Genomic DNA, 12155 nt, shown 5'->3' on the forward strand with positions numbered 1-12155 from the left:
GACACGCCGCGTACTTGGGTTTACGACTGCTTCGCAGCCGAGCGGGAGCAAGCTCCCTCGCCACAAAAGCCCCTAGGCAGGGCGTGCTGATTAATGCGGGGAAGAAACCGTCAGCATCTGACCCGGTTTCAGCGCCTGGCCTACCCGAGGGTTCCAGCGCTTGAGGTGTTGCATTTCGACATTGAAACGTTTGGCAACCATGTACAACGAGTCACCTTGCTGGACCTTGTACTGGGTCTGCGGCTTCTGTTTGTCTGACTTGCCGCTGGTTTTGCTGTTCGCCGCCACGACAGTGTTGATGCGACCGCCGCTGCGCTTGGTGGTGTCCTGCATCACAAGGGTCTGGCCGACCTTGAGGTTCTTGCCGTTCAGCTTGTTCCAGCGTTGCAGGTCCTTGACGTCAACCTTGTTGGCCCTGGCAATGGAGGCCAGATTTTCTCCGCGCTTGACCCGGTAGGCGCGCTTGATGCTGGCGATTTCGTTGTCGTCGGCACCTTCGAACACCGGCTTGAGCGGCCGCTGGCTGATCAGCTCTTCAGGACGCATGGTCGACAGGCTGGCAGTCAGCAGTTGCGCCTTGGACGTCGGCACCAGCAGATGCTGGGGACCGTCGATGGTAGTGCGTTGCTTGAAGGCCGGGTTGAGCTGGAACAGTTCGTCTTCGTCGATGTTGGCCACCGCGGCAACCTTGGACAGGTCCATGCGCTGGTTGATTTCGACGACCTGGAAGTACGGTTCGTTGGCGATCGACTTGAGGTTCACGCCATAGGCATCGGGCGCCAACACCACTTGCGACAGAGCCAGCAGCTTCGGCACATAGGCCTGGGTTTCCGCTGGCAGCGGCAGGTTCCAATAGTCGGTTGGAAGACCGAGTTTCTCGTTGCGCTCGATGGCCCGGCTGACCGTGCCTTCGCCGGCGTTGTAGGCCGCCAGGGCCAATAGCCAGTCACCGTTGAACATGTCGTGCAGGCGGGTCAGGTAATCCATGGCCGCGGTGGTCGAGGCGGTGATATCGCGACGGCCATCATAGAAACGGGTTTGACGAAGGTTGAAGTAACGCCCGGTGGAAGGAATGAATTGCCAAAGGCCCACCGCGTCGGCCCGGGAATAGGCCATCGGGTTGTAGGCGCTTTCAATCACTGGCAACAGCGCCAGTTCCAGCGGCATGTTGCGCTCTTCAAGGCGTTCGACGATGTAGTGAATGTAGAGGCTGCCGCGTTCGCCGGCGTTTTCGAGGAAGGACGGGTTGCTGGCGAACCACAGGCGCTGCTGCTCGATGCGCGGGTTGACGCCCAGGTTGTCCTGCAACTGGAAGCCCTGGCGCATGCGCTCCCAGACGTCCTGGGGAACTTGCGGTGTTGGTTTTTCGCTGAGCCAGATTGGTTTTTGCTTGGCTCGCGCTGCGATATTCGGTGTGTGTGTCGCTTCGGTCTGCGGCACATGGCTTGAACAGCCCGCCAAAGTGGCGGACACAGCCACCGCGATGGCTTGAGCCAAGCGGGTCAATGCGTCTGAATTGGTGGCTTTACGAATAGGTGACGACATTGGCTGGAAGTAAGTTCCGGGCGAAAATGTCGGGCGATTCTAGAAAGCACACCCCCTGCGGTCAACCATTCAGAATTTTTGTACCATTGCGCAGGCAGCTTAGAACGTATCTTTCCAAGCCCGCAATGCAGCAAAGACCGCACTCGGAGCCCGGTTTTCGGTTCCATTCCGTTCGTCCACTTTTTCTTTAACGGATGTTTCGCCGGTACGCAAAAACGGATTGGTGAGCTTTTCCAGCGCCAGGGTCGAAGGCAGCGTCATGATTCCGGCTTCCCGTTGACGGGTGACTTTGGCCAGTCGTTCGAGGGTGTCGGGATTGCCCGGTTCGACCGCCACGGCAAACTTCAGATTGCTCAGGGTGTACTCGTGGGTGCAGTAGACCAGCGTGTCTTCGGGAAGCGCCGCGAGGCGGCTCAGCGAGTGATGCATTTGCTCGGGCGTGCCTTCGAACAAGCGTCCGCAACCGGCAGCGAACAGGGTGTCGCCGCAAAACAGATGACCACGGTGGTAATAGGCGATATGCCCGAGGGTATGGCCCGGTACTGTGATGACATCGAAATCCCAGCCCAGCACGTTGATCCGGTCGCTGTCCTTGAGGGCCACGTCCCGTGCCGGGATGGTCTCGCTGGCCGGGCCATGGACGGTTGCGTCTGTCGCTTTTTTCAGCCGCTCGACGCCGCCGACATGGTCATGATGGTGATGAGTGATCAGAATATCGCTTAGCACCCAACCCGGGTGCGCCGCGAGCCACGCCTCTACGGGCGCGGCATCGCCCGGATCGACTACGGCGCAGCGCTGGGTGCTGTGGTCTTGTAGCAACCAGATGTAGTTGTCGGTGAAGGCGGGCAGGGCACTGATCTGTATCATCGTCGGATTCGCCAAGCGGAAAACATTGGCGCATCTTAGAGCTTCCTGGCGCGTTGGAGAATGCAATGACCGATAAAGCGTTCGCTCAGGCTGATCCTGACTGGCTGGCATTGATCAGCGCGGCCCGTGACTGGCTGTCCGGTCCCATCGGGCAATTTTTGCTGGACGAAGAACGACGCATGCTCGAAGACGAGTTGGGGCGTTTCTTCGGCGGCTATCTGGTGCATTACGGCCCCTCGGCACAGACGCCACCGGCGGCGCCGCAGGTGCAGCGCAATGTGCGACTCGGCGCGCCGTTGCCGGGGGTCGAGATCGTCTGCGAAGAGCAGGCCTGGCCCTTGAGCGAGCATGCCGCCGATGTGGTGGTGTTGCAGCATGGGCTGGATTTCTGCCTGTCGCCACACGGCTTGTTGCGCGAAGCGGCGAGCAGTGTGCGCCCTGGCGGGCATCTGCTGATTATCGGGATCAACCCCTGGAGCAGTTGGGGCCTGCGTCATGTGTTCGCCCATGACGCCTTGCGCAAGGCGCGCTGCATTTCGCCGTCGCGGGTCAGCGACTGGCTGAACCTGCTGGGCTTCGCGCTGGAGAAACGCCGCTTCGGGTGCTATCGTCCGCCGCTTGCGTCACCTGCCTGGCAAGCTCGTCTGGCCGGTTGGGAGCGCAAGGCCGGTGACTGGCAATTGTCGGGTGGCGGCTTCTATTTATTAGTCGCGCGCAAGATCGTGGTGGGGCTGCGGCCGGTGCGCCAGGTACGGCGCGAGCCGATGGGCAAGCTGATTCCGTTGCCGATGGCCAAGGTCAATCGTCGTCACATCGAACCGTAATACACTTTTTTATATTCCCGGCCGGGTATGCCCCGGCCTCGGGCATCGTCGGTCACCGATCGGCGAGCCAGCGCATTTTCTGGATAGATTGGCATGAGCGATAGCGTAGAACTCTTCACCGATGGCGCCTGCAAGGGCAACCCTGGCCCAGGCGGCTGGGGCGCGTTGCTGGTGTGCAAGGGAGTCGAAAAAGAACTCTGGGGCGGCGAAGCCAACACCACCAACAACCGCATGGAGCTGATGGGGGCGATCCGTGGCCTGGAAGAGCTCAAGCGTTCTTGCGACGTGCTGCTGGTGACCGACTCCCAGTACGTGATGAAAGGCATCAACGAGTGGATGGCCAACTGGAAGAAACGCGGCTGGAAAACCGCCGCGAAGGAACCAGTGAAAAACGCCGACCTGTGGAAACTGCTCGACGAGCAGGTCAACCGCCACAACGTCACCTGGAAATGGGTGCGCGGGCACATCGGCCATCATGGCAACGAACGGGCCGACCAACTGGCCAACCGTGGCGTGGATGAAGTGCGCGGGTACAAGCAGGCTTGATTCCGGCGTAACACGGTCTATCTGAAAGACCCCCGCGAGCGTGTTAACATCGCCGCTTTTGCACGATTGACCCGTTGAGAGCTGAGCACTGATGGCCACCAGATCCGTTGTACTCGATACCGAAACCACCGGCATGCCGGTGACTGACGGCCACCGGATTATCGAAATCGGTTGTGTCGAGTTGATCGGTCGGCGGCTGACCGGCCGGCATTTCCACGTTTACCTGCAACCGGATCGCGAGAGTGACGAAGGCGCCATCGGCGTCCACGGCATCACTAACGAATTTCTGGTGGGCAAGCCGCGTTTCACTGAAGTGGCCGATGAATTTTTCGAGTTCATCAAGGGCGCGCAGCTGATCATCCATAACGCGGCGTTCGACGTTGGCTTTATCAACAACGAATTTGCCTTGATGGGCCAGCACGATCGCGCGGACATCACACAACACTGCACGATCCTCGACACCCTGATAATGGCCCGGGAACGTCACCCGGGGCAGCGCAACAGCCTCGACGCCTTGTGCAAACGCTATGGCGTCGACAACTCCGGCCGTGAACTGCACGGCGCCTTGCTCGACTCCGAGATTCTCGCCGACGTTTACCTGACCATGACCGGCGGCCAGACCAGCCTGTCGCTGGCCGGTAACGCGTCCGATGGCAACGGTTCGGGCGAAGGCGCCGATAATTCCGCCACGGAAATCCGTCGTCTGCCGGCCGATCGTCAGCCGACCCGGATCATCCGCGCCAGTGAAGAGGATCTGGCCCAACACGTTGCGCGCCTGGAAGCCATCGCCAAATCCGCCGGCGCGCCGTCGCTGTGGCAGCAATTGGCCGAGGCCAAGGCTCAGGCCTGAGTCCCTTCGAGCGGAAGGTTTTTTGTGGCGAGGGAGCTTGCTCCTGCTCGACTGCGCAGCAGTCGCAAATCCTGCCAATATGGTTCCGAGCGAATGCAGGGGGGGGCGCTTCGCAGCCCAACGGGAGCAAGCTCCCTCGCCACAGGTATCTTTCTCGACACCGAGTTTGCTGGCCACATGATGGTGCGCCGGCCGGCCCACTTCAGGGCATCCCCCTCGCCACATGCGCTCCAACCCTCTACCCTGAGGTGATTGGCAGGCCACGGTCTGCCGCCTCAGGACGCCGAGCCTCATGTATAAAGATTTGAAATTCCCGGTCCTGATCGTCCACCGCGACATCAAGGCAGACACCGTTGCCGGTGATCGTGTGCGTGGCATTGCCCAGGAGCTGGAGCAGGAAGGTTTCAGTATCGTTTCGGCGGTCGATTACACCGAGGGGCGTCTGGTCGCCTCGACCCATCACGGCCTTGCCTGCATGTTGATTGCCGCCGAAGACGCCAGCACCCACGCGCATCTTCTGCACAACATGGCCGAACTGATCCGCCTGGCGCGGGTTCGGGCGCCGGACCTGCCGATTTTCGCCCTGGGCGAACAAGTCACCCTGGAAAACGCCCCGGCCGACGCCATGGCCGAGCTCAATCAGCTGCGCGGCATTCTCTATTTGTTCGAAGACACCGTGCCATTCCTTGCTCGTCAGGTTGCCCGCGCGGCGCGCAAGTACCTGGACGGCCTGTTGCCGCCGTTCTTCAAGGCGCTGGTGCAGCACACCGCAGACTCCAATTATTCCTGGCACACGCCGGGGCATGGCGGCGGCGTGGCGTATCACAAGAGCCCGGTAGGGCAGGCGTTTCACCAGTTTTTCGGGGAAAATACCCTGCGTTCGGATTTGTCGGTGTCGGTGCCGGAACTCGGTTCGCTGCTCGATCACACTGGCCCGCTGGCTGAGGCGGAAGCGCGAGCGGCTCGCAACTTCGGCGCCGATCACACCTTTTTCGTGATCAATGGCACCTCGACCGCCAACAAGATCGTCTGGCATTCCATGGTGGCACGCGATGATCTGGTGCTGGTGGATCGCAACTGCCACAAGTCAGTGTTGCACGCGATCATCATGACCGGCGCGATTCCGCTGTACCTGTGCCCGGAGCGCAATGAGCTGGGGATCATTGGCCCGATTCCGTTGAGTGAGTTCAGCCGCGAATCAATCCAGGCCAAGATCGACGCGAGCCCGCTGACCCAAGGCCGCGAGCCCAAGGTCAAGTTGGCGGTGGTGACCAACTCGACTTATGACGGCCTCTGTTACAACGCCGAACTGATCAAACAGAGCCTGGGCAACAGCGTCGAGGTGCTGCATTTCGACGAGGCCTGGTTCGCCTACGCGGCATTCCACGAGTTCTTCGCCGGCCGTTATGGCATGGGCACGTCCCGCAGCGAAGACAGCCCCTTGGTGTTCACCACTCACTCCACACACAAACTGCTGGCGGCGTTCAGCCAGGCGTCGATGATTCACGTGCAGGACGGCGGTGCGCGGCAGCTGGATCGCGATCGTTTCAACGAAGCGTTCATGATGCACATCTCGACCTCGCCGCAGTACAGCATCATCGCCTCGCTGGACGTGGCCTCGGCGATGATGGAAGGGCCGGCCGGTCGTTCGTTGCTACAGGAAATGTTCGACGAAGCGCTGAGTTTTCGCCGGGCGCTGGCCAATCTGCGCCAGCATATCGCCGCCGATGACTGGTGGTTTTCCATCTGGCAGCCGCCCTCGGTCGAAGCCATCGAGCAGGTGGCCGCCGAAGACTGGCTGCTGCAACCCGACGCCGATTGGCACGGCTTTGGCGGCGTGACTGACGACTATGTGCTGCTCGATCCTATCAAGGTCACGCTGGTGATGCCGGGGCTGACGGCGGGCGGCGCGCTGAGTGCGCGGGGGATTCCGGCGGCGGTAGTCAGCAAGTTCCTCTGGGAACGCGGGCTGGTCGTGGAAAAGACTGGGCTGTATTCATTCCTGGTGCTGTTCTCGATGGGCATTACCAAGGGCAAATGGAGCACGCTGCTGACCGAGTTACTGGAGTTCAAGCGCAGCTACGACGCCAACGTCAGCCTGGCCACCTGCCTGCCGTGCGTGGCGCAACAGAACATGGCCCGTTATCAAGGCATGGGGTTGCGCGATCTGTGCGATCAATTGCACGCCTGTTATCGCAGCAACGCCACGGCCAAACACCTCAAACGCATGTACACGGTGTTGCCGGAAGTCGCGATGAAGCCAGCGGACGCCTATGATCAATTGGTACGCGGGGAAGTGGAGGCCGTTTCGATCGATGCCCTGGACGGGCGGATCGCGGCAGTGATGCTGGTGCCATACCCGCCGGGGATCCCGTTGATCATGCCCGGCGAGCGTTTCACCGAGTCGACCCGCTCGATCATCGATTACCTGAAGTTTGCCCGGGCGTTCGACAGCAGCTTCCCCGGGTTTGTCGCCGATGTGCATGGCTTGCAACATGAAGACGAGGGCAATGGACGGCACTACACCGTCGATTGCATCAAGGAATGAGGACCTTTGCGAGTATGCAGCCCGTCATGAATCCCAAATACCCGGGCCTCTCGGTGCGTGTCGCCGATGAGGGTTTTGCGGCTTATATCTGGGGCAGTGATTTCAGTTTTGAAGTCGCCGCCTATGGCGCAGCAGAAATCGGCAAGCCGGTGGCGCAGTGGCCGGTGACGCCAATCACCCCGTATCGCAAGTGCTACGGCATCGATCCCGAAGAGTTCAGCAGCTTTCGCGACGCCGCCGACAGTGCGATTTTCATGGCCTATCTGGATGATGAGCCGGTGGGCCACCTGGTGGTCAGCACCAACTGGAACGGTTTCGCCCATATCGATGAATTGGCGGTGCATGCACCGGCGCGTCGCCATGGTGTGGCCAAGGCGTTGCTGGACGTAGCGCAGTTCTGGAGCCGCAAGAAAAAGCTGCCGGGCATCATGCTGGAAACCCAGAACAATAATCTTGGGGCCTGCCGGCTGTATGAACGCTGTGGCTACGTGGTTGGCGGGATCGATCATCTGCGTTATCGCGGGATCGACCCGAACACCGCCGAAGTCGCATTGTTCTGGTATCGATTGTTCGATAACCCGCTGGAAAAACCGATCAGCTCGCCAGCATCGCCGCGGCTTGTTCCGTGATGATGTCCAGCAGCGTCTGAACCGCCGGAGAGGGCTCGGCGTTTTTCAGGCGCAGAGCGTAGACGCTGACCGGTACCGCAGGCGCCAGCGGGCAGGCATCGAGCCCGGCCGATTTGGCGCCGAGGGCGGTAAATGGATCGACAATCGCCAGGCCTTCACCGGCCTCGACCATGCTGCGCATCATTTGATGCGTCTGCACTCGGGTCTGGATGACCGGGGCAGGGCGCAGCGCATGCAGCTTGTTGTCCAGCGCCGGACTGAGCGGGTCGTGACCTTCCAGGCCGACCATTGACTGGCCGGCCAAGTCTTGCAGGGAAATGTACTTTTGTTTCGGTTGCAGCCAGCCATGGGGTGCCAATAGCTGGAGCTTGCCCTGGGCGATGACCTGGCAATCGATATCGGCATGGTCCGGGTCGTGCAGGCTCAGGCCCAGATCGCTTTCGCGCAGCAGCAGGCTTCTGACAATCTCGCGGGTCGGTTGGCTCAGGAGGGTGCAAGGTGCATCGGGGAGACGTCGGCGCAGCGCCGCGATGCTCTGCGGCAACAGTTGTTGCGCCAGCGGCGGGGTGCAGATGATTCGCAGGGGCGGGGCCAGATATTGCTTGAGGCTGCTGGCCAGTCGCTGGACCGGCTCAAGGGCCTCGTAGACGCGGGCGATCTCGACCTGCAACTCCCGCGCCTCGCGCGTGGCTTGCAGACGGCCACGCACGCTGGCAAACAGCATGAAACCCAACTGATCCTCGGCATCGCGCAACGTGCGTTCAACCTCGGTCACGGGCAACTGCAACCATTCGGCCGCGGTGCCCAGGTGACCGGTCTGCAGGAGCGCCTGGATCACTTCGATATGACGTAAACGCATGCGTGAAGTCCATGTTCAGCAGGTGAGGGAGTCAGTGACTGAATCCTAACTCAAGTGCGCGCATATGACTTCTGCTCATAACAGCGGGTTATGAAGCGACGTTCGTTTCAGGCTCGCGAATGAGGGTGACACCGGTTTGCACCAGCACAAACGCGTTGTCGTCGAGTTTGTTGACCCGATCGCCAATGGCCAGTTTATAGGTGGTGACAGGCGCAGAGCCGGCGAGGCCGTCGTGCGACAGGGTGGATTCCTGGAACTCATGCACGGAATAAACACGGCCTTCCGCGTCTCTTGCATGGAACTGACCGACGAGTACTGCTGCCATCTGCTTAGAACCTCTGGAGATAAATCACTCAATTTGCGGTTCTGTAGACCGTGGTTGGGCGAGGTAAGTTTTCCTACAGGAAAAAAATAGTCAGGGGCGGCGATTTTCCGTCGCCCGCTGGTTGAATCGTCATTTGATCATCTATAACTAGAAGCTCTTTCCATCGAACAGTCGAGTATCTTCCATGAGCAACGTCTACGAGATCGCCGTTCTGGTCGGCAGCCTGAGAAAAGCATCGATCAACCGCAAGGTCGCGCTGGCGCTGGCCGAGCTGGCGCCTGCCAATCTGAAGCTGACTATCGTCGAAATCGGCGATTTGCCGCTGTACAACGAAGACATCGATGGCGATTCACCGCCGGCAGCCTACAGCACTTTCCGACAACAGGTGCGTTCATCCGACGCGGTGCTGTTCGTGACCCCGGAATACAACCGTTCGGTGCCGGCGCCGTTGAAGAATGCGATTGACGTTGGTTCGCGTCCCTATGGCCAGAGTGTCTGGGACGGCAAGCCGGGTGCAGTGATCAGCGCTTCACCGGGCGCCGTCGGCGGATTTGGCGCCAACCACAATGTGCGCCAGTCGATGGTGTTTCTCAATGTGCCGTGCATGCAGCAGCCGGAAGCTTATCTGGGCGGCGCGGGTTCAGCGTTCGACGAGGCGGGCAAGTTGTCGGAGTCGCTCAAGCCGTTCCTGCAGAAGTTCATCAATGCGTATGCGCAGTGGGTCGAGCAGCATAAAAAGCCATGACCGCTTCCTTTTAGCTCGTAGCGGCTGTCTCGCAGGCTCGGCAGCTGCTACATCGGGCATTTCATCCCACCTTCACTTTACGGCCTATTCAAACCTCCCTATATTCCGCGCTTCGTTTTTCCGTCGGGCTGGAACCGGGTTTATATGCTCATCGCATCATTGATTTTTTTGCTGACCATCACCCTGGTGATCTGGCAACCCAAAGGCCTGGGCGTTGGCTGGAGTGCGGTATTCGGCGCGGTGCTGGCACTGCTGTCCGGGGTGGTGCACCTGAGCGATATTCCGCTGGTATGGCAGATCATCTGGAATGCCACTGGCACCTTCGTTGCGCTGATTATCATCAGCCTGCTGCTGGATGAGGCGGGGTTCTTTGCCTGGGCCGCGTTGCATGTGGCCCGTTGGGGGCGGGGCAGCGGGCGCAAGCTCTTTGCTTATATGGTGTTGCTCGGCGCACTGGTGTCGGCGTTGTTCGCCAATGACGGCGCGGCGCTGATTCTTACGCCGATCGTGATTTCCATGCTGCTGGCGTTGCGTTTTTCCCCGGCGGCGACCCTGGCGTTCGTGATGGGGGCCGGTTTCATCGCCGACACCGCGAGCCTGCCGCTGGTGGTGTCGAACCTGGTGAACATTGTTTCGGCTGACTTCTTCAAGATCAGTTTCAACCGCTACGCCGCGGTGATGATCCCGGTCAATCTGGTAAGCGTGGCAGCGACCCTGGCGATGTTGATGGTGTTTTTCCGTCGCGACATCCCCCGTGATTACCATCCCGAGCAATTGGCAGACCCGGCCACCGCGATTCACGACACTGCAACGTTTTATGCCGGTTGGGTGGTGTTGGTGATTCTGCTGCTCGGCTGCTTTGCCCTTGAGCCGTTGGGCATTCCGATCAGCGCGATCTCCGCGGTGTGCGCTGCATTGCTGCTGGCCATTGCCGCCCGTGGCCACAAGATTTCCACGCGTAAGGTGATGAAAGAAGCGCCGTGGCAGATCGTGATTTTTTCCTTAGGGATGTACCTCGTGGTGTATGGCCTGCGCAACGCCGGGCTAACCGGGTATCTGGCCGGTTGGCTGGATGGCTTCGCCGGTTACGGCGTGTGGGGCGCGGCCATGGGCACCGGGGTGCTGACGGCGTTGCTGTCGTCGGTGATGAACAATCTGCCGACCGTGCTGATCGGCTTGCTCTCGATCGATGCCAGTCAGGCGACCGGCGTGGCGAAAGAGGCGATGATCTACGCCAACGTCATCGGCAGCGACCTGGGGCCGAAAATCACCCCGATCGGCAGTCTGGCGACCTTGCTGTGGCTGCATGTGCTGCAGCGCAAGAATATCCGGATTGGCTGGGGCTACTACTTCAAGGTCGGGGTTGTGCTGACGGTGCCGGTGTTGTTGGTGACGTTGGCGGCCTTGGCGTTGCGGTTATCCATCTAGACCGGGCGGGCACTGCAAGCGCTCAACCACTGCCCGGCACATTCGGCCAAAGATCGGACACCAGAAACAGCCGCTCGGCCTCTTCCCAATCCCCTTTGGCATTCTCTGTCAGCCGCACCATCAATTGCGCCGGTGCCAGCGGGTCCAGATCGCTCAGCCACGTGTCCAGCTGTTCAGCGCTCCAGGTCTGCTCCTTGGGATAGTGCGCTGGCGCCAGCCAGGCATGGCGGGGCAGGGGTTGCCAGCGACCGTACGGACGCTGGACGACAAACTCCGCCCAGTCCTTCTGGTGCAGCCAGCTACCGCGTAAATGCTGAGGATGTGCACCGCTAGGTGGTTCGGCCTGCCCCGGCCACGGATAGAGCAGATAACCGCCCAGCCATAGATGCGCGCTGAACTGCTGGATATCCAGCGACGCCAGCACATCACGGCTCTCCGCCCGCGCGGAAATCGGCAATTGATGCCGGCTCAGGTGTTCCAGTTTGCGGTCCAGCCGATCATGACAGCCTGGTCCGAGCCACTGCGCGGTGTCACGGCCGTCACCGTTCTGCGGGCCGAGATAGAGCTTGATCGCCAGTTCCAGGTGATGCACGCCATCGCGATCGCGCAGCAGCATGTCCAGCTCGCCCAAGGTGTGGCCTTCACGGCGGATCGGCATGTTGGCGGCGATCAGCTCGATCCCCGGCGCGTGCCGCACGGCGTACTGCCACAGCCGTTCGTAGTACAAACCCAGGCGCCGGGTCCTGGCCTGGGCCAGCCAGTGCAGCAAATCGTAACTGTCACGATCCAGATGCCTGAGCCAGTGTTCCAGGCGCTCCGGCGCCTGCACCCAATCGCTGCCGGCCAGGGGATGACGCTGCGGCCACGGGGTGGCGTCGAGCATCGGCGGCGCGAGGATGACCCAAGCCAGGTCGCGCACTTCAGGGTGGCGCAACTGGTGAGGTAACTGGAGCAAGTCTGGAAATAGGATCATCTTGCGAGCATAGCCC

12 protein-coding genes are annotated in these 12155 nt (G+C 60.8%); 7 read left to right on the forward strand and 5 right to left on the reverse strand.

Going from position 1 to position 12155, the window contains the following annotated elements:
* Positions 1-90: 90 nt before the first annotated feature.
* Positions 91-1545, reverse strand: coding sequence for a transglycosylase SLT domain-containing protein (locus ACEN8R_RS08300; protein ID WP_018929623.1), 1455 nt, complete (start codon positions 1543-1545; stop codon positions 91-93).
* A gap of 99 nt (positions 1546-1644) precedes the next feature.
* On the reverse strand, positions 1645-2412 hold the full coding sequence (gloB, locus tag ACEN8R_RS08305) for a hydroxyacylglutathione hydrolase (RefSeq protein WP_018929622.1): 768 nt from the start codon (positions 2410-2412) through the stop codon (positions 1645-1647).
* Positions 2413-2477: 65 nt separating this feature from the next.
* On the opposite strand from gloB, the gene ACEN8R_RS08310 reads away from it, so the two are divergent.
* The 5 genes from ACEN8R_RS08310 to ACEN8R_RS08330 all read left to right on the forward strand — a co-directional run bounded on the left by ACEN8R_RS08310 (position 2478) and on the right by ACEN8R_RS08330 (position 7809).
* The gene (locus ACEN8R_RS08310) at positions 2478-3236 is read left to right on the forward strand and encodes a methyltransferase domain-containing protein (protein ID WP_018929621.1); all 759 of its coding nucleotides are present in this window, start codon (positions 2478-2480) and stop codon (positions 3234-3236) included.
* A 93-nt stretch (positions 3237-3329) separates the two neighbouring features.
* Positions 3330-3782, forward strand: a complete 453-nt coding sequence (rnhA, locus tag ACEN8R_RS08315; RefSeq protein ID WP_003180633.1) for a ribonuclease HI — start codon at positions 3330-3332, stop codon at positions 3780-3782.
* Between the two features lie 91 nt (positions 3783-3873).
* Positions 3874-4632 carry a DNA polymerase III subunit epsilon gene (gene dnaQ / locus ACEN8R_RS08320; RefSeq protein WP_007937771.1) on the forward strand — a complete coding sequence of 253 codons (759 nt, stop codon included), beginning with the start codon at positions 3874-3876 and terminating at the stop codon, positions 4630-4632.
* Positions 4633-4924: 292 nt separating this feature from the next.
* Complete coding sequence (locus ACEN8R_RS08325) at positions 4925-7180, forward strand: Orn/Lys/Arg family decarboxylase (RefSeq protein ID WP_495624750.1); 2256 nt, start codon at positions 4925-4927, stop codon at positions 7178-7180.
* A 14-nt stretch (positions 7181-7194) separates the two neighbouring features.
* On the forward strand, positions 7195-7809 hold the full coding sequence (locus ACEN8R_RS08330) for a GNAT family N-acetyltransferase (RefSeq protein WP_007937773.1): 615 nt from the start codon (positions 7195-7197) through the stop codon (positions 7807-7809).
* Here ACEN8R_RS08330 and ACEN8R_RS08335 read toward each other — a convergent pair.
* Both ACEN8R_RS08335 and ACEN8R_RS08340 read right to left on the reverse strand, forming a co-directional pair.
* On the reverse strand, positions 7775-8668 hold the full coding sequence (locus ACEN8R_RS08335) for a LysR substrate-binding domain-containing protein (RefSeq protein WP_018929618.1): 894 nt from the start codon (positions 8666-8668) through the stop codon (positions 7775-7777). The genes ACEN8R_RS08330 and ACEN8R_RS08335 overlap by 35 nt on opposite strands.
* A gap of 88 nt (positions 8669-8756) precedes the next feature.
* Positions 8757-8993 (reverse strand): hypothetical protein, encoded by a 237-nt coding sequence (locus ACEN8R_RS08340; protein WP_018929617.1) that lies wholly within the window; start codon positions 8991-8993, stop codon positions 8757-8759.
* Between the two features lie 184 nt (positions 8994-9177).
* Here ACEN8R_RS08340 and ACEN8R_RS08345 point away from each other — a divergent pair, with 184 nt between their 5' ends.
* A complete protein-coding gene (locus ACEN8R_RS08345; RefSeq protein WP_018929616.1) occupies positions 9178-9738 on the forward strand; it encodes an NADPH-dependent FMN reductase in 561 nt (186 codons plus the stop codon).
* A gap of 144 nt (positions 9739-9882) precedes the next feature.
* Positions 9883-11166, forward strand: coding sequence for an arsenic transporter (locus ACEN8R_RS08350; protein ID WP_018929615.1), 1284 nt, complete (start codon positions 9883-9885; stop codon positions 11164-11166).
* Positions 11167-11188: 22 nt separating this feature from the next.
* On the opposite strand, the gene ACEN8R_RS08355 is transcribed toward ACEN8R_RS08350, so the two are convergent.
* Positions 11189-12139, reverse strand: a complete 951-nt coding sequence (locus ACEN8R_RS08355) for a DUF1853 family protein (protein ID WP_018929614.1) — start codon at positions 12137-12139, stop codon at positions 11189-11191.
* Between the last annotated feature and the right edge of the window lie 16 nt (positions 12140-12155).

The organism is Pseudomonas sp. Pseusp15 (assembly GCF_059492165.1).